Origin of the sequence: Sphingomonas flavalba (genome assembly GCF_004796535.1) — a bacterium.
Classification (GTDB): Bacteria; Pseudomonadota; Alphaproteobacteria; order Sphingomonadales; family Sphingomonadaceae; genus Sphingomonas_L; species Sphingomonas_L flavalba.
This window is the reverse complement of the sequence record NZ_SPHY01000008.1, coordinates 104,417-124,936: the sequence shown is the minus strand read 5'-3', so window position 1 is coordinate 124,936 and position 20,520 is coordinate 104,417. Positions and strand designations below refer to the sequence as shown.

Genomic DNA, 20,520 nt, shown 5'->3' with positions numbered 1-20,520 from the left:
GGACGTCCTCAGCCGGCCTTGCGGGGGACCGGGCGCACCTTCTGCCCCGGGCTGAGAAAGCCGCCGGCCGACATGACGACTTGCTCGCTGCCGTCCAGCCCGCTGGTGACCGACACGCCGCGGTCGGTCACCTGGCCGACGGTGATCGCGCGGCGCGTCGCGACATTGTCCTTGCCGACGATGTAGACGAAGCTGCCCTTGTCGTCGCTCTGCACCGCCGAATCGGGGACCAGCGGCACCGAATCGGTGCCGGCGAGGATCGACGCCTGGGCAAAGCCGCCGGGGCGCAGTGCCGGGTCGTAGGGCAGGGCGATGCGGGCGATGCCCTGGCGCGTATCGGGGTTGATCACCGGCGACAGCTGCCAGATGCGGCCGGCGAAGCTCTTGTCGGAACCGACCGGGATGACGGTGGCGGAGGCGCCGACCTTCAGCCGGGTCATGTCGTCCTCGCTCAACTGCGCGCGCAGTTCCAGCTCGCCGCCCCTGGCCATGCGGAACAGCGTGCCGGTGCCGGCGCCGACCACCTGGCCCGGCTCGACCGTGCGGGTCAGGACCAGCCCGGCGGCGGGGGCGCGGATGTCGAGCCGCCCGGTGCGCGCCCGCATCTCGCCCAACTGCGCCTGGGCCAGGCCGACGCGGGCGTTGGCGGCGTCGCGGGTCGCCTGCAACTGTTCGACCTGCGCCTTGGAGATGAAGCCGCGATCGACCAGCTGCACCGCGCGATCGAGGTTGGCCTGGGCGATGCGGGCGTCGGCGCGCGCGACGTTCAGCGCCGCCTGCTGCTGGGCGATCTGCTGGGTCTGCACCGAACGTTCGATCGTCGCCAGCACCGCGCCGGCGCCGACCCATTGGCCGGGCTGGACCAGCACCCGCGTCACCATGCCGCCTTCGCCGACGACGGCGACCGGCATGTCGACCTGCGCGGCGAGCGAGCCGGTCGCGCTGATCTCATGGTCGACCGACTGGCGGCCGGGGACGAACACGGTGACCGTCGGCTGCTGCTGCTGCGCGCCGCCGCTTGCCGCCGGCGTCGCGCTCTTGCCGCGCAGGTAGAAGGCCAGCGCGGCGATGAGCACGACGGCGATGGCCGCTACGATGGCGATCCGCCTGCGGGTCCAGCGCCGGGGCGGCGAATCCTGCGCGATCACGTCGGCGTCGTGGGAAAAGCCACCCTCGTAATTCATGTCTCTCACTTTCCGCCTTGAACGACTGGCGCGGGACTGTATTATATCAATAAGTCACCCGGCTCAAGGCACGTTTTGAAAGGCTGTTGTTTCTGGTCGGGGATGCGCCGCCGCCGGACGCGGGCGGCGTTTATAACCGAAACCGGCGCCGTACCCAAGCGGGAATGGTGTCGATCCGCCGCATGACGCTTGATTTCCTTGCCATATGGGCAGACGTTTTTCCCGTGTCGTTGCAGCGGCGATACAGTCAGACAAGGGAGGCGGCATGGAACATGTGCCGGTCTGGATCGCGATCGGCCTCGTCATCGGGGTCGTCGGCAAGCTGGCCATGCCCGGGCGCGACCCCGGCGGCTTCGTCGTCACCATCCTGCTCGGCATCGCCGGCGCGCTGCTTGGCGGTTTCGTCTGCCGCGCCGCCGCGATCGGTGCGGGCGGGGGGACGATCCACGTGGCGGCGGCGCTCGGCGCGGCGCTGCTGCTGATCCTCTACCGCCTGGTCATGTGGTCGCGCACCCGCTGAGCCGGCCGTTCATCGGCGATGCAGGCCGGGCGTGCTGAAAGCATCGCCATCCCGTTGCGTGTGGAGGATTATTCGCATGAAGACCGCTCTCGTTCCGCTGGCGCTGGCCGCCGCTGCCGCCCCGCTGGCCGCGCAGACGGCGGTGCCGGTCACGCCCGTCACCGGCACGCTGCTCGACATCGAGGCGACGGGGGAGACGACGCGGGTGCCCGATGTCGCGTTGATCACCGCCGGCGTCACCACCACCGCCGCCGATGCGGCGACGGCGATGCGCGACAATGCGGCGCGGGTCGACCGGGTCGTCGCGGCGCTGAAACGCGCCGGCATCGCCGACCGCGACATGCAGACGGCGCGGATCGCGCTCAGCCCGCAATATCGCTACGAACAGAACACGCCACCGGTGCTGACCGGCTACCAGGCGTCGAACCAGGTCAGGATCCGCTTTCGCGAAATCGACCGGGCCGGCCCGATCCTCGACGCGCTGGTCAAGGAGGGCGCGAACGAAATCTCGGGGCCGGAACTGACGCTGGACAAGCCGGAAGAGGCGCTGGACGAGGCGCGGCTGGCGGCGGTGAAGATCGCCCGCGCCCGAGCCGAGCTTTATGCCAAGGCGGCGGGGCTGCAGGTCAAGCGCATCGTCTCGATCAGCGAAAGCGGCGGTGTCGCCCAGCCCCGGCCGGTGATGATGGCGCGCAACTTCGATATGGCCGCCGCGCCGCAGAGCAAGCTCGTCGCCGGCGAGCAGCAGGTCGGCATCACGCTCAGCGTCCGCTTCGAGCTGCAATGACGGTGAACAAGGCTGCGGCCGGCGCCCTGGCGAGGGCGCCGGCCGCAACGGTCAGCGTCAGCGGACGCTGCCGCGCCGGATCAGGTTGACGATGGCCAGCAGGATGATCGCGCCGACCAGGGATACCAGGAAAGAATAGACGGTCAGCGGGGCGTTGTTGATCGAACCCCCCGAAAAGATCAGCCCGCCGATGAACGCGCCGATGATGCCGACGACGATGTTGAGCAGAACGCCCTGCTGGGCGTCGGTCCGCATGACCAGGCTGGCCAACCACCCGATGACGCCACCGACAACCAACCAGATGATGATACCCATAGCATCCCTCCTGCTTTTGCCCCATCCGCCAGGATGGTGTCCGCAAAGACGCGTGAGAGGATGATCTTGTTCCGGCTAAAAGGCCAGATTGTTTCGGCGGCGTCCCATGGGGCGCCGCCGGGGCCCGGGGCAGGCGCGGGTTCCTGCCGCCGGTTGCCGGGCCGGCTCAGTATTTCTGCTGGCGCTCGTACAGCGACTTGTAGTGCTGGATGCGGGTGACGCGCAGGCCCGGCATGCCGGACCGGTCGACCGCGCGCTGCCAGCCGGCGAATTCCTCGACCGTCAGGTTGTAGCGGTCGCACACCTCGTCGACCGAGAGCAGGCCGCCGTTCACCGCCGCGACGACTTCCGCCTTGCGTCGCACCACCCAGCGGGTGGTGTCGGCCGGCGGCAGCGTCTCCAACGTCAGCGGCTCGCCGAGCGGGCCGATAACCTGGGCGGGACGGATTTTCTGGTTCTCGATCATTCTTACCTCTGTACGCGGGGCAGTACGCACCCCGATCTTCACTGCGCCGACGCTCATATGCCTCCGCCGTTTTAGGAACGCTGAAACGGCAAGGTAAAAACCCCGGTCATGTTGGTGTAGTTCGGGTTAGCAGCGTCGCGACCGCGGGGTTGAAGCTGCCTGAAACCCGTTGAACACCACGCCCGAACAGGGCGACCATGCCGTCCAGCGTCGGATCCGAAACGCGCACCGGCGCGGCCAGCGCGGCCTGGGCCAGGGCGGTCGGACTGGTCATCTGACGGCTGGCGAGGCCGGCGAGCAGCACCGGCAGATCGCGCGCGGGCCGTGGCACCGCGCCTTGTCGATCCAGTCGTGCGAAACCCAGATCCATGCCGTGTCGCTGTCCTTCAACCGTCGCCCCGGCCCCTTGTTCTAGGGACGAAGGCTGAAGAGGGCGTAAAGCCGGCTGTGCCTTTTCGGTGACTCGGCGGCAGGTCGTCGCCGCCTTCCGTCCGCTCGCCGCAAAAATGTGGCGAAAGGATTAAGGCCAGCGCGGTCCGGCAACACGGTTCCGCGCGCCGCCGAACGGCGCTATGAGGCTGCCACGCCACCAGAAACACGTCAGGCCCGTTTGGTATGTCCGCCGATTTCCAGCTACCCCAGCCGCTTGCCGCCCGCCGCATCGTCGTCGCGATGTCCGGCGGCGTCGATTCGTCGGTGGTCGCGGCGCTCGCCGCGCGTTCCGGGGCGGAGGCGATCGGCGTGACGCTGCAGCTTTACGACCATGGCGCGGCGACCGGGCGCAAGGGCGCCTGCTGCGCCGGGCAGGACATCCGCGACGCGCGCCAGGTCTGCGACCGGCTCGGCATCGCCCATTACGTGTTCGACCATGAAAGCCGGTTCCGGGAATCGGTGATCGAGGCGTTCGCCGACGAATATCTCGCCGGCCGCACCCCCATTCCCTGCGTCCAGTGCAACATGGGGGTGAAGTTCACCGACCTGCTCGGCCTGGCGCGCGAGCTTGGCGCCGATTGCCTGGCGACCGGCCATTATGTCCGCCGCGTCGTCGGCCCGGCCGGGCCCGAACTGCACCGCGCCGCCGATCCGGCCCGCGACCAGAGCTATTTCCTGTTCGCGACAACGGCGGAGCAGCTCGATTTCCTGCGCTTCCCGCTCGGCGGCATGCCGAAGCCGGCGGTGCGCGCGCTCGCCGCCGAGCTTGGCCTCGGCGTCGCCGCCAAGCCGGACAGCCAGGACATCTGCTTCGTCCCCGACGGCGATTATGCCGGCGTCGTCCGCAAGGTCCGGCCGGAGGCGGAGACGGCGGGCGAGATCGTCGACCTCGCCGGCCGGGTGCTCGGCCGCCATCGCGGGCTGATCCATTACACCGTCGGCCAGCGGCGCGGCATCGAGATCGGCGGGCAGGCCGAACCGCTCTACGTGATCCGCCTCGACGCCGCGACCCGCCGCGTCGTCGTCGGCCCGCGCCGGGCGTTGGCGGTCGACTCGGCGCGGCTGACCGACCTGAGCTGGATCGGCGGCGACCACGCCGGGCCGCTGTTTGCCAAGGTGCGGTCGATGGCGAAGCCGGTGGCGGCGCGGCTCGACGGCGACCGGCTGCGTTTCGCCGCGCCGGAATATGGCGTCGCGCCGGGGCAGGCGGCGGTGCTCTACGCCGGCGATCGGGTGCTCGGCGGCGGCTGGATCGCCGAAACCGAATCCGCGTTGCGCGAAGCGGCCTGACCGGCAAAACAGGTTGTTGCATCGCGCCGGGCCTGCCGCTACAGGGGCGCCTCGCGGGCGCCGCCCCGCGCACTGGCGAGGGGCCGTAGCTCAGTTGGGAGAGCGCGTCGTTCGCAATGACGAGGTCAAGGGTTCGATTCCCTTCGGCTCCACCAAGCCAGGCACAGCACTCCCCACCGCCATCCGTTCCGCCGGGGCCGATTGCCGCCCGCCCGCTTTGCTGTAGAAATGGCGGCAAGGGGGCCTTGCCCATGCGCTATGACGCGCTGATCGTCGGCGGCGGCCATAACGGGCTGGTCTGCGCCTTCTACCTCGCCCGCGCCGGCCTGAAGGTCCGGGTGCTGGAAAGGCGCGCGGTAGTCGGCGGCGCGGCGGTGACCGAGGAATTCCACCCCGGCTTCCGCAACTCGACCGCCAGCTACACGGTCAGCCTGCTGCGGCCGAAGGTGATCGCCGACATGAAGCTGGCCGACCACGGCTTTCGCGTCGTCGAGCGGCCGATCGCCAATTTCTTCCCGCGCGGCGACGGTTATCTGAAGCTGGGCGGCGGCATGGCCCGCACCCAGGCGGAATTCACTCGCTTCTCCGCCCGCGACGCCGCCGCTTTCCCCGCCTATTCCGACGCGCTGGAACGGATCGCCGAACTGCTGCGCGCGATGGCGCTGACCGTGCCGCCCAACGCCGGCGGCGGGCTCCGAGCGCTGGTCGCCGCCGCGGCGCAGGGTAGGCGGCTCGCCACCCTGCCGCTCGCCGCCCAGCGCGACCTGCTCGCCCTGTTCGTGCAGAGCGCGCGCGATTTCCTCGACGGCTGGTTCGAAAGCGACGCGGTCAAGGCCGCCTTCGGCTTCGACGCGGTGGTCGGCAATTTCGCCGGCGCCTCGACCCCCGGCTCGGCCTATGTCCTGCTCCATCACGTGTTTGGAGAGGTCAACGGCCACAAGGGCGCCTGGGGCCACACGATCGGCGGCATGGGCGCGATCACCCAGGCGATGGCCGCAGCCTGCCGGGGCCAGGGGGTTGAGATCAGCCTGGAAACCCAGGTGGAAAGGTTGCTGGTCGACGGCGGCAAGGTCGCCGGCGTCGCGCTGGCCGGCGGTGTCGAGGTCGCCGCGCCGATCGTCGCCGCCAATGTTGGCCCGGCGTTGCTCTACCGCCGACTCGTCGACCCGGCGGATCTGACGCCGGAATTCCGCCGCCGCATCGCCGGCTACCGTACCGGCTCCGGCACCTTCCGGATGAACGTCGCGCTGTCCGAACTGCCCGACTTCACCGTGCTGCCCGGCCGCGAATGCGCCGAACACCACCGCGCCGGGATCATCATCGCCCCGACCCTCGACTATATGGATGCGGCGTTCGACGATGCGAAGCGCGCCGGCTGGTCGCGCCGGCCGATCGTCGAGATGACGATCCCGTCGACCGTCGACGACAGCCTGGCGCCGCCCGGCGCCCATGTCGCCAGCCTGTTCTGCCAGCAATTCGCGCCGGAACTGCCCGACGGGCGGAGTTGGGACGACGCGCGCGAGGCGGCGGCCGACCATGTCATCGCGACGGTCACCGAGCATGCGCCGAATTTCAAGGTGTCGGTCATTGCCCGCCAGATCCATTCGCCGCTCGACCTGGAGCGCAAGTTCGGGCTGATCGGCGGCGATATCTTCCACGGCCATATGAGTCTGGACCAGTTGTGGGCGGCGCGGCCGATCCTGGGCTATGGCGCCTATCGCGGACCGATCGCCGGGCTCTACATGTGCGGCGCCGGCACCCACCCCGGCGGCGGCGTCACCGGCGCCCCCGGCCACAACGCCGCCCACGCCATCCTTGGCGACCGGGGGCTCGCCGGCCGCCTGTTCCGCCGCTGGCCGCGGGAATAGCCGCCGCCCTTGGATCGCCACCGCGCAAGGCGCATATCGGCGCAATGGATAGTTCCCCCATTCCCGCCGCGACCCTGATCCTGCTGCGCGACCGCATCGCCGCGCCGCCGGAGCTGCTGGTCGTCCAGCGGTCCGGCGAGATGGCGTTCGCCGCCGGGGCGCTGGTCTTTCCCGGCGGCCGGGTCGATCCTGGCGACCATGCGCTCGCCGCCGCCATCGGCGGGGGGCTGGCGGCGGAGGACGCGGCCGCCCGCGTCGCCGCAATCCGCGAGACGATCGAGGAAAGCGGCCTCGCCATCGGGCTGGACCCGGCGCCGGACACCGCCGCCCTCGCCGCGTTGCGCGCCGGGCTGCATGCCGGGCAGCCGTTCGGCCCATTGCTCGCCGCCGCCGGGTTGCGGCTGAAGACCGACACGCTGGTGCCGTTCGCGCGCTGGTGCCCGAAGCTGCCGCATGCGCGGATCTTCGACACCCGCTTCTATCTGGCGCGGGCGCCGGCCGGCGGCCCGGCGGCGCGGGTCGACGCGACGGAAAATGTCCGGCTGTTCTGGGGCAGCGCCACCGCCGTGCTCGCCGCCTGCGACCGGGGCGAGGACAAGGTGATCTTCCCCACCCGCCGCAACCTGGAGCGGCTGGCCCAGTTCGCCAGCTTCGCCGACGCCGTCGCCGATGCCGGCCGCCACCCGATCAGCACGATCACGCCGTGGATCGAGGAGGTCGACGGCGAACGCTATCTGCGCATCCCCGAAGGACGCGGCTACCCGGTCGCGCGCGAGCCGGTGGCGACGGCGATGCGGATGTAGGCGGCCAGGGCATTTTCAAGCCTGGCGGAATCACCCGACGGCTCGGAAAATGCGGAAAATAAAATGCCCCGGTGCGCTCAGTTGGGCAGCGCGTCCGCCTCGACCTTGTCGACCCAGGCGGGAAAGAAGCCGGGCGAGCGGCTGGACCAGCCAGGGGCGGTCGCCGCCGCCTCGCTGATCGACTGGAGCAGCGCGCGCCGCCGGTCCGGGTGGAGGTGGGGCAACGCCGCCGCCGCGCAGAAGGCGCCGGGCAGCCACGGCCGCGCACCGGCGCCGACCAGCCGTTCGTAGAGGAAGCGGTAGGCGGCGAAGCTGTCGAGCCGCCCCTGCCCCAGGTCGAAAGCGGACAGCGAGATCAGCGGCGCGATGAACGGCTCGATCGCCGCGATGCCGCTGTCGTCGGGGACCAGCCCGCGCAGTTCGTCGAGCCGGACATAGAGCCGAGCCTGCGCGCCAATGCTGGCTGATTCGATCGGGTCGCGCGACCACAGCTTCGCCGCGTCGGCCCGCTTCAGGCCGATGTCGAGCGAGCGGCGGATATAGCGCTGTGCGCCAGCGCTGAACCCGGCGAATTCGCGCATCTCCGCGAGAGCCATCGCCCCGGTTGCGTGCTGCGTTTGCCTGCCCATCATCCTGCCTCCCGATGTTGGTGCAACGATGATGGGCCGCAAACGGTTTCCCACGCCTTAACCTGATGTTGTCGGCGCGACAGCTTTGCCTTGCCCGATCAGGCGGCAAAGGACTCCAGGCGTCGCCGCCGCGCGCGGACGGCGCCGCCGACCAGGCCGAACCCAGCGATCAGCATCGCCCAGGTTGCCGGTTCGGGCACTGCGGCGGTGCCGATCGTCTCGACCGCGACGAACGGCTTGAGGTCGTTGGTCAGGAACAAGGCGGCACCGCCGTTGACGGTGGTGGTCAGGCCGTAGCCGAAGCTGGCGACGCCGGCAGTCAGCGGATGGGCGACGACCTCGTTGCCGACGGCGAACTGGTCGCTGATGTCAAGCGAGACCTGGTCGAGCCGCATCGTCGATCCCAGCCCGGCGAGCAGATCGTTGATGCGAGTGTTCGAGGCCAAGCCAAGCGGGTTGCCGAACGGATCGTGCGCGGATTCGCCGGCAAGGAACAGCGTGCCGCCGCGATCGAGGAAGGCGGTGAGCGCTTCGGTCTCCGCCATGCTGAACGCGCGGGATGGGAAGAAGGCGAACAGCAGGTCGACATTCTCCAGCCGGGCGTCGGTGACCGCACCGTAGAAGCTGGTCGCGGTGACGCCGGCGAAGCTGTTATAGGCGGCGGTCAACTGCCCCGGGCCATTGTAGTTCTCGCTGTCGCCGAGCACGGCTACGGTCTTGCCGGCGCCCAGGATGGTCTTGGCGAAGGTGACGTTGCCGGCCAGGCTGGCCGCACCGGTGGTAACACCGGTGTTGATGCGGAAGGCGATCGTCGCATCGCCGGCGAGGATCAGCGTCCCGGCATGGGCGGGCGCGAGTGCCAGCAGGGCGGCGCCCGCGGCGAGCAGTGGCTTCATCATATGCTTAACCCCTCGTTGACTGGAAGGGTCGGCTATCCGCCGCGAAAGTAAGCGGCGTGACGCGTCGGTTACAGCCCGGTTACGGCTGATCGCCTGTTCCGGCGGGGGACGGTTGCGGCTGGGCGGCGCCGACCAGTTCGCGCCACAGCATGATCAGCGCCGCCATCACCGCCGGGCCGATGAACAGGCCGATCAGGCCGAACGCCTCGACCCCGCCCAATATGCCGATCAGCACCCAGAGAAAGGGCAGCCGCGTCGCGCCGCCGATCAGGAGTGGGCGGACGGCGTGGTCGGCGATGGCGACGACGACCAGGCCGAGCAGCATGATCGCGATCGCTGCGCCCATCGCCCCCTGCATCAGCAGCAGCACCGCCGCCGCCCCGATCAGCAGCGCGGCGCCGAACGGGATCATCGCGGCGACCGCGGTCAGCGCGCCGAGCAGGATCGGGTGCGGCACCCCGGCGACGACATACCCGACCGCCATCACCACGCCTTCGCCGATGCCGACCAGCACCAGTCCGTCGATCGTGCCGCGGACCGAGCGGATGATCTGCAGGCCGACCCGCTCGCCCGAAGGGCCGAAGATGCGGTCGCCGGCCAGCCTGGCCTGTTCCGCGATCGCCGCCTTGTCGCGCAGCATGAAGAATAGCGCGACGAGCGTGAAGGCGAAGATGGTCGCGTGGTGGAGGATGCGGGTGCCGAGCAGCCGGCTTCGCTCGATCATCACGCTATCGCTCAGATGGCCGAACTGGCGCTGCGCGGCCTCCGGCGTGGCGAGGTTCGCGGCCCACCAGTCGGCGGCGGCGTGGCGGCCGAACGGCAACTGGGCCAGCCAGTCGGGCGGCGCGATGCCATTGGCGCGGGCGGCGGCCAGCCATGTCGCCAGCTCGTGCGCCTCATGCGCGGCGCGGAGCAGGCCGAAGGCGAGCGGCAGCAGCACGGCCAGCGCCAGCGCGACGGTGGCGAGCGCCGGCAGGGCATGGCGGCGCCAGCGCGGCCAGCGCGCCTCCGCTCGCGCATAGAGCGGGTCGATCGCGATGGCGATGACCAGCGCCCAGAGCAGCGCCGGCAGGAAAGCGCGGGCGACCCACAGGCCGAGCAGGAGGAGGGCCCCGGCAAGGGCGAGCCGGGCGATGCGCTGGCGCCGGACTTCGCCCGCGCCGCCCGCCATCGCTAGGCGGCGCGGTTGGTGACGAGGTGCTCGACCACCGCCGGATCGGCAAGCGTCGACACGTCGCCCAGGTTCGACGTGTCGCCTTCCGCGATCTTGCGCAGGATGCGGCGCATGATCTTGCCGCTGCGCGTCTTGGGCAGCGCCGGGGCGAACTGGATCGCGTCGGGGCTGGCGATCGGCCCGATCTCGGTGCGGACCCAGGCGACCAGCTCCTTGCGCAGCGCGTCGGACGGCTCCTCGTTGGCGTTCAGGGTCACATAGGCGTAGATGCCTTGGCCCTTGATGTCGTGCGGGAAGCCGACGACCGCCGCCTCCGCCACCTTTGGGTGCAGAACCAGCGCGCTTTCGACCTCAGCGGTGCCCATGCGGTGGCCGGAGACGTTGATGACGTCGTCGACCCGGCCGGTGATCCAGTAATAGCCGTCGGCATCGCGGCGGCAGCCGTCGCCGCTGAAATACTTGCCCTTGTAGGTGCTGAAATAGGTCTGGAAGAACCGGTCGTGGTCGCCCCACACCGTCCGCATCTGGCCGGGCCAGGAGCGGGCGATGACGAGGTTGCCCTCCGCTTCCCCGGTCAGCAGGTTGCCGTGCGCGTCGACGATCTGCGGGTCGACGCCGGGCAGCGGCAGGGTGGCGGACCCCGGTTTCAGGGCGGTGGCGCCGGGCAGCGGCGCGATCAGCGTGCCGCCGGTTTCCGTCTGCCACCAGGTGTCGATAATCGGGCAGCGATCCTCGCCGACGACATGGTGGTACCAGCGCCACGCTTCAGGGTTGATCGGCTCGCCGACCGAGCCGAGCAGCTTCAGCGAGGCGCGGCTGGTCCGCTTAACCGGCCCATCGCCTTCCCGCATCAGCGCGCGCAGCGCGGTGGGGGCGGTGTAGAGGATTTCGACTTGGTGCCGGTCGACCACTTCCCAGATCCGGCTCGGCGTCGGCCAGTTGGGGACGCCTTCGTACATCAGCGTCGTCGCGCCGTTGGCGAGCGGACCGTAAAGGATATAGCTGTGGCCGGTGACCCAGCCGATGTCGGCGGCGCACCAGTAGATGCTGGGCGCGCGATAGTCGAAGGTCAGTTCGTGAGTCAGCGCGGACCATAGCAGATAGCCGCCGGAGGTGTGCAGAACCCCCTTCGGCTTGCCGGTCGAGCCGGAGGTGTAGAGCACGAACAGCGGGTCTTCCGCGCCCATCGGCTCCACCGGGCAATCGGTTCCGACGCGGCTTGCCAGGTCCTCGTACCAATGGTCGCGGCCGTCCTGCATCGCCACCTTCGCGCCGGTCGCCTTGACGACGATCACCGTCTTCAGCGACGGGGCGTGGCCGGCGGCGGCGTCGACATTCGCTTTCAATGGCACGGGCCGCCCGCCGCGCCGCCCTTCGTCGGCGGTGATGACGATGCTGCTGTCGCAATCGCGGATGCGGCCGGCCAGCGCCTCCGGCGAGAAGCCGCCGAACACTACCGAATGGATCGCCCCGATCCGCGCGCAGGCGAGCATCGCGAATGCCGCTTCCGGGATCATCGGCATGTAGATCGTCACCCGGTCGCCCTTAACGACGCCGGCGGCCTTCAGCACGTTGGCGAAGCAGCACATCTCGGCGTGCAGCTCGGCGTAGGTGAAACGGCGCGGCGCCTCGGCGGGGTCGTCCGGCTCCCAGATGATCGCGGTCTGGTCGCCGCGGGTCTTCAGATGGCGGTCGACGCAGTTGGCGGCGACGTTCAGCCGCCCGTCCGGGAACCAGGCGATGCGGAAATCGTCTTCGTTGAAGCTCCAGTCGCCAGCGATCTCCGGCCGCTTGATCCAGTCGAGTCGCTTCGCCTGCTCGAGCCAGAAGCGCCCCGGATCGCCCAACGCGCGCCCGTAAAGCGAGGCGTAGCCGGCCGCGTCGACCCGCGCCTTCGCCGCCCACTCGGCCGGAACTGGGTAACTTTCCTGCTCAGTCATGCCTTCCCCCGATCGGATCGCCGCGGATATTGCGCGGCGGCGATAGGGAAACGCAAGCCCGATCCGGGATTTCAGCCGAGCCGGTAGGGCACGATCCGCCGGATGTCCGGATCGACCGCGATCGCGCGGTCGGCGGGCGGGAAGGCGCGCTGGTCGCAGTCGGGGCGCGGGCAGAGGCGGCAGGAGATGCCGATCGGCGTCGCGGCGCCCGGCCCGTCGACATCGATCGCGTCGGCATAGACGAAATCGCGGGCATGCGCCGCCTCGCAGCCCAGCGCGACGGCGTAGCGGCGCGGGGCGCGGGCGAAGCTGCCCGATGCCTTGACCAGCCCTTTGGCCATTGAGACGTAGCGCACCCCGTCCGGCGTTTCGACAAGCTGGGTCATGATCCGGTCTGGGATGGCGACCGCCTCGTGCACCGCCCAGAGCGGGCAGGCGCCGCCGAAACGGGCGAACTGCAGGCGGGTGGCGCTGTGCCGCTTGGTGATGTTGCCGGCCATGTCGACCCGGCAGAAGAACATCGGCACCCCGCGCGCGCCGGGGCGCTGGAGGGTCGACAGGCGGTGGCATGCCTGTTCGAAGCTGACCGCGAAACGCTGGCGCAGCCGGTCGATGTCGTGGCGGAAGGCGCGGGCGGCGGCGCGGAACCGTTCATAGGGCATCAGCAGCGCGCCGGCGGCATAGTTGGCGAGGCCGACGGCGAGCAGCCGCCGGGCCTCTGCCGAGCGCAGCGCCGCGCTTTCGGCGATTGCCGCGATCGGCTCGGCAAAGGCGATCGCCGCCAGTTGATGGGCGAGCATGAAGCGGCGGCTCTCCGCCGGCAGCGCGGCGGAGACGGCGAGACGGCCGCCGGCGCGGTCGAGCCGGCGCAGCGTTGCCGGATCGTCGGTCGCGGCGACCGCGATGCCGCGTTCGGCGAGCGCGTCGCGCAGCGCGTGGTCGCCGTCGCCGAGGCGGGCGGCCAGTGCCTCGGCGCCCCGGTCGAGCAGGTCGACATAGTTGCCGGCTTCGTGAAACCAGTCGCGCACCTCTTCCCACGGCAGGCGGCCGCCGCCGCTCTCCAGCCCCTCGTCGACCATCTGCAGCCGTTCCTCGGCGCGGCGGTAGGCGGCGTGGAGGGCGATGAAGCGGTCGGCGAAGGCGGGCTGCTGCTCGACGATGCGGGCGAGCGCGTCGGGAGCGAGGGCGGAGCCGGCGAACACCGGATCATCAAGCGCGGCGCGGGCGGCGGCGAAGCGGCGGGTCGGCTGGTCCGCCTCGATCGCGGCGAGGTCGAACGGATGATGGCGGGCGAGGGCGGCGAGGACGGCGGAGGTCAGCGGGCGATCGTCATTCTCGATCTGGCTCAGATAGCTGACCGAGATGCCGAGGCGGGCGGCCATCGCAGCCTGGCCGAGGCCGGCGCGGCGGCGGATGGCGCGGAGGCGTTCGCCGGCGAAGAGTCTCTGCTTGGTTATCAGGGTGAACTCACTGTCGAAACCCGGCAAGGATAGTTTGCAAATCGACCCTTCGCAACTTTGCAAGTTCACATTTGCAACGCCGTGCTTTCGCTGGAAAGAGGCACGCTGGCGAAGGGTGGAGAAGCCATGCAGACGATTATCGACCAGTTGGCCGAACGCCGTGCGCAGGCGCTGCTCGGCGGCGGGCAGAAACGCATCGACGCCCAGCACGCCAAGGGCAAGCTGACGGCGCGCGAACGGGTGCAGGTGCTGCTCGACGAAGGCAGCTTCGAGGAGCTCGACATGTATGTCGAGCATAACTGCGTCGATTTCGGCATGCCGGCGCAGGTCGTCCCCGGCGACGGCGTCGTCACCGGATCGGGCACGATCGACGGCCGGCTGGTCTATGTGTTCTCGCAGGATTTCACCGTGTTCGGCGGCTCGCTGAGCGAGCGGCACGCGCAGAAGATCTGCAAGATCATGGACATGGCGATGAAGGTCGGCGCCCCGGTCATCGGCCTGAACGATTCGGGCGGTGCCCGCATCCAGGAAGGCGTGGCCTCGCTCGGCGGCTATGCCGAGGTGTTCCAGAGGAACGTGCTGGCATCCGGCGTGGTGCCGCAGATCAGCGTGATCATGGGGCCGTGCGCCGGCGGCGCGGTCTATTCGCCGGCGATGACCGACTTCATCTTCATGGTGAAGGACAGTTCCTACATGTTCGTCACCGGGCCGGACGTGGTCAAGACGGTTACCAACGAAGTCGTGACGCAAGAGGAGCTAGGCGGCGCCGTCACCCACACCACCCGGTCGGGGGTCGCCGACGTCGCGTTCGAGAACGACATCGAGGCGCTGCTCGCCACCCGCGCCTTCGTCGGCTTCCTGCCCGCGTCCAACCGCGAGGCGGTGCCGGAGCGGCCGACTGCGGACGCCTGGGACCGGATCGAAGACAGCCTGGACACGCTGATCCCGGCCAGCGCCAACCAGCCCTATGACATGGGCGAGCTGATCCGCAAGGTCGTCGACGAAGGCGATTTCTTCGAGGTCCAGCCCGCCCACGCCGCCAATATCCTGACCGGATTCGGCCGGATCGAGGGGCGCAGCGTCGGCATCGTCGCCAATCAGCCGATGGTGCTCGCCGGCTGCCTCGACATCGCCGCGTCGAAGAAGGCGGGGCGCTTCGTCCGCTTCTGCGACGCGTTCAACATCCCGATCGTCACCTTCGTCGACGTGCCCGGATTCCTGCCCGGCGTCGCCCAGGAGCATAACGGCATCATCAAGAACGGCGCCAAGCTGCTGTTCGCCTATGCCGAGGCGACGGTGCCGAAGATCACCGTCATCACCCGCAAGGCCTATGGCGGCGCCTACGACGTCATGGCGTCGAAGCACCTGCGCGGCGACCTGAACTATGCCTGGCCGACCGCCGAGATCGCGGTGATGGGCGCCAAGGGCGCGGTCGAGATCATCTTTCGCCAGGACATCGGCGATGCCGACAAGATCGCCGAGCGGACCCACGAGTATGAGGCGCGCTTCGCCAACCCGTTCGTCGCCGCGTCGAAAGGCTTCATCGACGAGGTGATCATGCCGCATTCGACCCGCCGCCGCATCGCGCTCGGCCTGCGGAAACTGCGCAACAAGGCGCTGGAGAATCCGTGGAAGAAGCACGACAATATTCCGCTGTGAGGGGTGGGGCGGCGGGTGCCGGGCAGATGTTGCGAGGAGTCGAGGGCAAGCGGGGCGGCCCATGTCCGCCGGCGCTCTGGATTGCTTCGCTACGCTCGCAATGACGGGAGTTGAGGGATGGAGGCGCGTGACGGTTGAGCGTCCGCGGCAGCCCTTTTCCGTCATTGCGAGCGTAGCGAAGCAATCTGGCGGGGGGGCGACCGGCACGGATGCTCCGTCGCCCGCGACGCCTCGCAAGGATGGGGCGCGGGGGAATAGGGGGCGTGATGGGCGGGCGGGAGCGGTGGCCGGCGGTGTATATCATGGCGAACCGGCCGGGCGGAGTGCTGTATACCGGCGTGACGTCGAACCTGCCGCAGCGTGCCTGGCAGCACCGGGAAGGCGTGACTGGCGGGTTCACCCGGCGGTACGGATGCAAGATGCTGGTCTGGTACGACATGGCGCCGGACATGGAATCGGCGATCCGGCGCGAGAAGCAGATCAAGGGCGGGTCGCGAGCGCGCAAGCTGGCGTTGATCGCGGCGCTCAATCCGGGGTGGAAAGATTTGTATGAGGATATCGTCCACGGTTAAGGCTGGTGAGGTGTCGGATGCTTGAGGATGGATTGCTTCGTCGCCTGCGGCGTCTCGCAATGACGGGAAAGGCGGGGTCGTGGCGGTGACGGGAGGATTGTGGTGAAACTGGGCCGTCTGAACCATGTCGGAGTGGCGACGCCGTCGATCGTGGAGAGTGTCGCGCGCTATCGCGCCGTGATGGGGGCGGAGGTGGTGCGCGAGGCGTTCGACCTGCCGGCGCAGGGGGTGAAGGTGTGTTTCATCGACACGCCGAACAGCCAGATCGAGCTGATCGAGCCGCTGGGCGCCGATTCGCCGATCGCGAAATTCCTGGAGAAGAACCCGCTCGGCGGGCAGCATCATGTCTGCTTCGAGGTGCCCGACATTCAGGCGGCGAAAGCGTGGTTCGAGGACAAGGGCGCGCGGGTGCTGGGGGCGCCGCGGATCGGCGCGCACGGCACGCCGGTGTTCTTCGTCCACCCGAAGGACATGGGCGGGGTGCTGACCGAGATCATGGAGACGCCGGCGCATTGAGCCGACAGGCACGCGAGTGCGCGCGATGCCGGGTCAGGCCCGGCATGACGAACGGGAAAAGGCAGGAAAGCGAATGTCGAGTTTCGAAACGATCGTGACCCGCCGCGAGGGCGACACGCTGGTCATCACCCTGAACCGGCCCGACCGGCTGAACGCGGCGCCGCCGGCGATGTTCGACGAGATCGGCGACGCGCTCGACCGGCTGGACGGGGCGCGGGCAGTGCTGATCACCGGCGAAGGGCGGGCCTTTTGCTCCGGCGCCGACCTGACCGGGCGCGAGGGCAGCCAGTCGATCAGCGGCGGCGAGGGCGCCTATCGCGCGCTGACCCGCAGCTATAACCCCGCGCTGCTGAAGATCGCGCGGCTGGGGGTGCCGGTGGTGACGGCGGTCAACGGCCCGGCCGCCGGCATCGGCTGCAGCCTGGCGCTGGCCGCCGATTTCGCGATCGCCGCGCGTTCCGCCTATTTCCTGCAGGCCTTCGTCAACGTCGGGCTGGTGCCGGACGGCGGCGCGTCGTGGATGCTCGCCCGGCTGGTCGGCAAGGCGCGGGCGGCGCAGATGATGCTGCTCGGCGAGCGGATCGGCGCGGAGCAGGCGGAAAGCTGGGGCCTGATCTACAAGGCGGTCGACGACGCGGCGCTGGCGCAGGAGGCGCTGACGCTGGCGGCGCGGCTGGCGGCGGGGCCGACGCTGGCGCTGGGGCTGATGCGGCGCGGGCTGGCGGCGGCGCTGGAGGGCGATTATGCGAGCGCGCTGGCCGGCGAGGCCGACAGCCAGCGCATCGCCGGGACGAGCGCCGACGCGGTCGAGGGGATCACCGCCTTCCTCGGCCGGCGTCCGGCGGCGTTCAAGGGGCAGTGAGATGAGCGGCAAGCCGACGGTGGCCGACTGGCGCGCGCTGGCCGACAAGGAGGTCAAGGGCCGCGCCCTGACCTGGCAGACGCCGGAGGGGATTGCGGTCAAGCCGCTCTACACCGCCGAGGACATCGCCGGTATCGACCCCGGCCTGCCCGGCTTCGCGCCGTTCACCCGCGGGGTGCGCGCGTCGATGTACGCCGGGCGGCCGTGGACGATCCGCCAATACGCCGGTTTCTCGACCGCCGAGGAATCCAACGCCTTCTACCGCCGCAACCTGGCGGCCGGGCAGAAGGGGCTGTCCGTCGCCTTCGACCTGGCGACCCACCGCGGCTACGACAGCGACCATCCCCGCGTTGTCGGCGATGTCGGCAAGGCCGGCGTCGCCATCGACAGCGTCGAGGACATGAAGATCCTGTTCGACGGCATTCCGCTTGGCGAGATGTCGGTATCGATGACGATGAACGGCGCGGTGATCCCGATCCTCGCCTTCTTCATTGTCGCCGGCGAGGAGCAGGGGGTTGCGCAGGACCGGCTGGACGGGACCATCCAGAACGACATCCTGAAGGAGTTCATGGTCCGCAACACCTATATCTACCCGCCGGGGCCGTCGATGCGGATCATATCCGACATCATTGCCTACACGTCCGCGAACATGCCGAAATTCAACAGCATATCGATTTCCGGCTACCATATGCAGGAAGCCGGGGCGACGCAGGTGCAGGAGCTGGCCTTCACCATTGCCGACGGGCGCGAATATGCGCAGGCGGCGATGACGTCCGGGCTGGACATCGACGCGTTTGCCGGCCGGCTGTCCTTCTTCTTCGCGATCGGCATGAATTTCTTCATGGAGGTGGCCAAGCTGCGCGCCGCGCGCAAGCTGTGGCACCGGGTGATGACCGACCTAGGCGCGCAGAGCGAGCGATCGAAGATGCTGCGCACCCATTGCCAGACATCGGGCGTGTCGCTGACCGAGCAGGACCCGTACAACAACGTCATCCGCACCACGGTGGAGGCGATGGCGGCGGCGCTGGGCGGCACCCAGTCGCTCCACACCAACGCGCTCGACGAGGCGATCGCGCTGCCGACCGATTTTTCCGCCCGCATCGCCCGCAACACCCAGATCGTGCTGCAGGAGGAAACCGGCATCACCAGGGTCGTCGATCCGCTCGGCGGCTCCTATTACGTCGAGGCGCTGACCCAGGCCCTGTATGACGAGGCTTGGGCGATCATCGAACGGGTCGAGGCGGAAGGCGGCATGGCCAGGGCGGTCGCCGCCGGCTGGCCCAAGGCGATGATCGAGGAGGCCGCCGCCGCCAGCCAGGCCCGCGTCGACCGGGGCGAGGCGGTGATCGTCGGCGTCAACAAGTACCGGCTGGCCGACGAGGATACCATCGACATCCTCGACGTCGACAATGTCGCGGTGCGCGCCGGCCAGATCGCCCGGATCGAACAGGTGCGGGCGATGCGCGACGCGGCGGCGTGCGCGGCGGCGCTCGACGCGCTGCGCGCCGGGGCGGCGGGCGACGGCAACCTGCTGGCGCTGGCGGTGGCGGCGGCGCGGGTGCGGGCGACGCTGGGCGAGATTTCGCAGGCGATGGAAGATGTATTCGGCCGCCACGCGACCGTGCCGACCCCGGTCAAGGGCGTCTATGGCGGCGCCTATCAGGGCGACGGGCGCTGGGCGCGCATTGTCGACGCGATCGACGCGTTCGAACGGCGGCACGGGCGCAAGCCCAGGATGCTGATCGCCAAGATGGGCCAGGACGGGCACGACCGCGGCGCCAACGTCATTGCATCCGCCTATGCCGACATGGGGTTCGACATTGTCAGCGGGCCGCTGTTCCAGACGCCGAAGGAGACGCTGGTGCTGGCGCTGGAGCGCGATGTCGACGTCGTCGGCGCGTCCAGCCTGGCCGCCGGGCACAAGACGCTGATCCCCGAACTGATCCGCCTGCTGCGCGAGGCCGGGCGTCCGGACATCCGCGTGGTGGCGGGCGGCGTCATCCCCCCGCAGGACTATGAATTCCTGCGCAACGCCGGCGTCGCGGGTATATATGGGCCAGGCACGAATGTGATCGAGAGCGCGGAGGATGTGCTGCGCCTGCTCGGCCACAACATGCCGCCGGAAGGGCAGGGAGAATCCACCGAATGACCGTTCGTACCGACTGGAGCCGCGACGAGGTCGCCGCGCTGTTCGTTTTGCCGTTCGGCGAGCTGATGTGGCGGGCGCAGGCGGTGCACCGCGAATGGCATGCGCCGGGGGAGGTGCAGCTGTGCACCTTGCTGTCGATCAAGACTGGTGGCTGCCCGGAGGATTGCGGCTATTGCTCGCAATCCGCGCATGCCGAAACCGGGCTGAAGGCGGAAAAGCTGATGGACGTCGACGCGGTGCTGGCCAGCGCCGCCGAGGCCAAGGCGGCAGGATCGCAGCGCTTCTGCATGGGCGCGGCGTGGCGCAACCCCAAGGACCGCGACATGGATGCGATCGTCCGGATGGTCGAGGGCGTGCGGGGCATGGGCATGGAAACCTGCATGACGCTGGGCATGCTGAGCGGCGATCAGGCGCGGCGGCTGGCTGACGCCGGGCTGGATTATTACAACCACAATATCGACACCTCGCCGGAGAATTACGGCAACGTCATCACCACGCGGACCTTTCAGGACCGGCTCGACACGCTGGAGCAGGTGCGCGCGGCGGGGATCAACGTGTGCTGCGGCGGCATCGTCGGCATGGGCGAGACGCGGGCCGACCGGGTCGGCTTCGTCCACGCGCTGGCGACGCTGCCGCGCCATCCGGAAAGTGTGCCGGTGAACGCGCTGGTGCCGGTCAAGGGCACGGTGCTGGGCGACATGCTGGCCGACACACCGCTCGCCCGGATCGATGACATCGAGTTCGTCCGCACCGTGGCGGCGGCGCGGATCACCATGCCGAAAAGCATGGTGCGGCTGTCCGCCGGGCGCGAGAGCATGTCCGAGGCGGTGCAGGCTTTGTGCTTCATGGCGGGGGCGAACAGCATCTTCACCGGCGACAAGCTGCTGACCACCGGCAACCGCGGCGACAGCGCCGACGCCGCGCTGTTCGAGAAGCTGGGGCTGGCGCCGCTGGCCGGCGAGGAGCCGGCGCGAGTGTGCGAGGCGGCGGAGTGA

The 20,520-nt window shown here is 69.6% G+C and carries 20 protein-coding genes and 1 tRNA gene; 12 read left to right on the top strand and 9 right to left on the bottom strand.

Annotated elements, in window-relative coordinates; all coding sequences use genetic code 11:
• Positions 1-8: 8 nt before the first annotated feature.
• Positions 9-1,184: an efflux RND transporter periplasmic adaptor subunit gene (locus E4A53_RS09440; protein ID WP_136162846.1), complete on the bottom strand. Its 1,176-nt coding sequence runs from the start codon at positions 1,182-1,184 to the stop codon at positions 9-11.
• Between the two features lie 265 nt (positions 1,185-1,449).
• Between E4A53_RS09440 and E4A53_RS09435 the strand changes: the two genes are divergently transcribed.
• Positions 1,450-1,704 (top strand): GlsB/YeaQ/YmgE family stress response membrane protein, encoded by a 255-nt coding sequence (locus E4A53_RS09435; protein ID WP_136162845.1) that lies wholly within the window; start codon positions 1,450-1,452, stop codon positions 1,702-1,704.
• Between the two features lie 76 nt (positions 1,705-1,780).
• Positions 1,781-2,491 carry an SIMPL domain-containing protein gene (locus E4A53_RS09430; protein WP_136162844.1) on the top strand — a complete coding sequence of 237 codons (711 nt, stop codon included), beginning with the start codon at positions 1,781-1,783 and terminating at the stop codon, positions 2,489-2,491.
• Between the two features lie 57 nt (positions 2,492-2,548).
• Here the strand turns inward: E4A53_RS09430 and E4A53_RS09425 are convergent, their stop codons facing one another.
• The 3 genes from E4A53_RS09425 to E4A53_RS09415 form a co-directional block, all read right to left on the bottom strand.
• Positions 2,549-2,806 carry a GlsB/YeaQ/YmgE family stress response membrane protein gene (locus tag E4A53_RS09425; protein ID WP_136162843.1) on the bottom strand — a complete coding sequence of 86 codons (258 nt, stop codon included), beginning with the start codon at positions 2,804-2,806 and terminating at the stop codon, positions 2,549-2,551.
• Positions 2,807-2,972: 166 nt separating this feature from the next.
• Positions 2,973-3,272: a CtrA inhibitor SciP gene (gene sciP / locus E4A53_RS09420; RefSeq protein WP_136162891.1), complete on the bottom strand. Its 300-nt coding sequence runs from the start codon at positions 3,270-3,272 to the stop codon at positions 2,973-2,975.
• A gap of 106 nt (positions 3,273-3,378) precedes the next feature.
• Positions 3,379-3,642 carry a hypothetical protein gene (locus E4A53_RS09415; RefSeq protein WP_136162842.1) on the bottom strand — a complete coding sequence of 88 codons (264 nt, stop codon included), beginning with the start codon at positions 3,640-3,642 and terminating at the stop codon, positions 3,379-3,381.
• A gap of 245 nt (positions 3,643-3,887) precedes the next feature.
• Here E4A53_RS09415 and mnmA point away from each other — a divergent pair, with 245 nt between their 5' ends.
• From mnmA to E4A53_RS09395, 4 genes are all read left to right on the top strand, one after another.
• Positions 3,888-4,994, top strand: coding sequence for a tRNA 2-thiouridine(34) synthase MnmA (gene mnmA / locus E4A53_RS09410; protein ID WP_136162841.1), 1,107 nt, complete (start codon positions 3,888-3,890; stop codon positions 4,992-4,994).
• A gap of 79 nt (positions 4,995-5,073) precedes the next feature.
• Positions 5,074-5,149, top strand: a tRNA-Ala gene (locus tag E4A53_RS09405).
• A 96-nt stretch (positions 5,150-5,245) separates the two neighbouring features.
• Positions 5,246-6,862: a phytoene desaturase family protein gene (locus E4A53_RS09400; RefSeq protein ID WP_420822618.1), complete on the top strand. Its 1,617-nt coding sequence runs from the start codon at positions 5,246-5,248 to the stop codon at positions 6,860-6,862.
• A 44-nt stretch (positions 6,863-6,906) separates the two neighbouring features.
• Complete coding sequence (locus E4A53_RS09395) at positions 6,907-7,665, top strand: NUDIX hydrolase (protein WP_136162839.1); 759 nt, start codon at positions 6,907-6,909, stop codon at positions 7,663-7,665.
• 77 nt (positions 7,666-7,742) lie between these two features.
• Here the strand turns inward: E4A53_RS09395 and E4A53_RS09390 are convergent, their stop codons facing one another.
• From E4A53_RS09390 to E4A53_RS09370, 5 genes are all read right to left on the bottom strand, one after another.
• Complete coding sequence (locus E4A53_RS09390; RefSeq protein ID WP_136162890.1) at positions 7,743-8,294, bottom strand: hypothetical protein; 552 nt, start codon at positions 8,292-8,294, stop codon at positions 7,743-7,745.
• 98 nt (positions 8,295-8,392) lie between these two features.
• The gene (locus E4A53_RS14900) at positions 8,393-9,193 is read right to left on the bottom strand and encodes a PEPxxWA-CTERM sorting domain-containing protein (RefSeq protein ID WP_239018228.1); all 801 of its coding nucleotides are present in this window, start codon (positions 9,191-9,193) and stop codon (positions 8,393-8,395) included.
• 79 nt (positions 9,194-9,272) lie between these two features.
• Positions 9,273-10,364 carry an AI-2E family transporter gene (locus E4A53_RS09380; protein WP_136162838.1) on the bottom strand — a complete coding sequence of 364 codons (1,092 nt, stop codon included), beginning with the start codon at positions 10,362-10,364 and terminating at the stop codon, positions 9,273-9,275.
• 2 nt (positions 10,365-10,366) lie between these two features.
• Entirely contained in the window at positions 10,367-12,307 is a 1,941-nt protein-coding gene (acs, locus tag E4A53_RS09375) for an acetate--CoA ligase (protein ID WP_136162837.1), read from the bottom strand.
• A 71-nt stretch (positions 12,308-12,378) separates the two neighbouring features.
• A complete protein-coding gene (locus E4A53_RS09370) occupies positions 12,379-13,794 on the bottom strand; it encodes a helix-turn-helix domain-containing protein (protein ID WP_239018227.1) in 1,416 nt (471 codons plus the stop codon).
• 99 nt (positions 13,795-13,893) lie between these two features.
• Between E4A53_RS09370 and E4A53_RS09365 the strand changes: the two genes are divergently transcribed.
• The 6 genes from E4A53_RS09365 to bioB all read left to right on the top strand — a co-directional run bounded on the left by E4A53_RS09365 (position 13,894) and on the right by bioB (position 20,520).
• On the top strand, positions 13,894-15,426 hold the full coding sequence (locus E4A53_RS09365; protein ID WP_136162836.1) for an acyl-CoA carboxylase subunit beta: 1,533 nt from the start codon (positions 13,894-13,896) through the stop codon (positions 15,424-15,426).
• Positions 15,427-15,728: 302 nt separating this feature from the next.
• Positions 15,729-15,998: a GIY-YIG nuclease family protein gene (locus tag E4A53_RS09360; RefSeq protein WP_239018226.1), complete on the top strand. Its 270-nt coding sequence runs from the start codon at positions 15,729-15,731 to the stop codon at positions 15,996-15,998.
• A 102-nt stretch (positions 15,999-16,100) separates the two neighbouring features.
• Positions 16,101-16,514, top strand: coding sequence for a methylmalonyl-CoA epimerase (mce, locus tag E4A53_RS09355; protein WP_136162834.1), 414 nt, complete (start codon positions 16,101-16,103; stop codon positions 16,512-16,514).
• A 73-nt stretch (positions 16,515-16,587) separates the two neighbouring features.
• The gene (locus E4A53_RS09350) at positions 16,588-17,376 is read left to right on the top strand and encodes an enoyl-CoA hydratase-related protein (protein WP_136162833.1); all 789 of its coding nucleotides are present in this window, start codon (positions 16,588-16,590) and stop codon (positions 17,374-17,376) included.
• 1 nt (position 17,377) lies between these two features.
• Positions 17,378-19,525: a methylmalonyl-CoA mutase gene (gene scpA / locus E4A53_RS09345; RefSeq protein ID WP_136162832.1), complete on the top strand. Its 2,148-nt coding sequence runs from the start codon at positions 17,378-17,380 to the stop codon at positions 19,523-19,525.
• Positions 19,522-20,520: a biotin synthase BioB gene (gene bioB / locus E4A53_RS09340; RefSeq protein ID WP_136162831.1), complete on the top strand. Its 999-nt coding sequence runs from the start codon at positions 19,522-19,524 to the stop codon at positions 20,518-20,520. The genes scpA and bioB overlap by 4 nt, the downstream gene beginning before the upstream one ends.

Bases quoted from the DNA above. Each gene is read 5' to 3' on its own strand.
- E4A53_RS14900 (WP_239018228.1), bottom strand. From the start codon at position 9,193: ATGATGAAGCCACTGCTCGCCGCGGGCGCCGCCCTGCTGGCACTCGCG.
- scpA (WP_136162832.1), top strand. From the start codon at position 17,378: ATGAGCGGCAAGCCGACGGTGGCCGACTGGCGCGCGCTGGCCGACAAG.
- E4A53_RS09400 (WP_420822618.1), top strand. From the start codon at position 5,246: ATGCGCTATGACGCGCTGATCGTCGGCGGCGGCCATAACGGGCTGGTC.
- E4A53_RS09415 (WP_136162842.1), bottom strand. From the start codon at position 3,642: ATGGATCTGGGTTTCGCACGACTGGATCGACAAGGCGCGGTGCCACGG.
- E4A53_RS09365 (WP_136162836.1), top strand. From the start codon at position 13,894: ATGCAGACGATTATCGACCAGTTGGCCGAACGCCGTGCGCAGGCGCTG.
- sciP (WP_136162891.1), bottom strand. From the start codon at position 3,272: ATGATCGAGAACCAGAAAATCCGTCCCGCCCAGGTTATCGGCCCGCTC.
- E4A53_RS09435 (WP_136162845.1), top strand. From the start codon at position 1,450: ATGGAACATGTGCCGGTCTGGATCGCGATCGGCCTCGTCATCGGGGTC.
- E4A53_RS09390 (WP_136162890.1), bottom strand. From the start codon at position 8,294: ATGGGCAGGCAAACGCAGCACGCAACCGGGGCGATGGCTCTCGCGGAG.
- bioB (WP_136162831.1), top strand. From the start codon at position 19,522: ATGACCGTTCGTACCGACTGGAGCCGCGACGAGGTCGCCGCGCTGTTC.
- acs (WP_136162837.1), bottom strand. From the start codon at position 12,307: ATGACTGAGCAGGAAAGTTACCCAGTTCCGGCCGAGTGGGCGGCGAAG.
- mnmA (WP_136162841.1), top strand. From the start codon at position 3,888: ATGTCCGCCGATTTCCAGCTACCCCAGCCGCTTGCCGCCCGCCGCATC.
- E4A53_RS09425 (WP_136162843.1), bottom strand. From the start codon at position 2,806: ATGGGTATCATCATCTGGTTGGTTGTCGGTGGCGTCATCGGGTGGTTG.
- E4A53_RS09360 (WP_239018226.1), top strand. From the start codon at position 15,729: ATGGCGAACCGGCCGGGCGGAGTGCTGTATACCGGCGTGACGTCGAAC.
- E4A53_RS09380 (WP_136162838.1), bottom strand. From the start codon at position 10,364: ATGGCGGGCGGCGCGGGCGAAGTCCGGCGCCAGCGCATCGCCCGGCTC.
- E4A53_RS09395 (WP_136162839.1), top strand. From the start codon at position 6,907: ATGGATAGTTCCCCCATTCCCGCCGCGACCCTGATCCTGCTGCGCGAC.
- E4A53_RS09430 (WP_136162844.1), top strand. From the start codon at position 1,781: ATGAAGACCGCTCTCGTTCCGCTGGCGCTGGCCGCCGCTGCCGCCCCG.
- E4A53_RS09440 (WP_136162846.1), bottom strand. From the start codon at position 1,184: ATGAATTACGAGGGTGGCTTTTCCCACGACGCCGACGTGATCGCGCAG.
- E4A53_RS09350 (WP_136162833.1), top strand. From the start codon at position 16,588: ATGTCGAGTTTCGAAACGATCGTGACCCGCCGCGAGGGCGACACGCTG.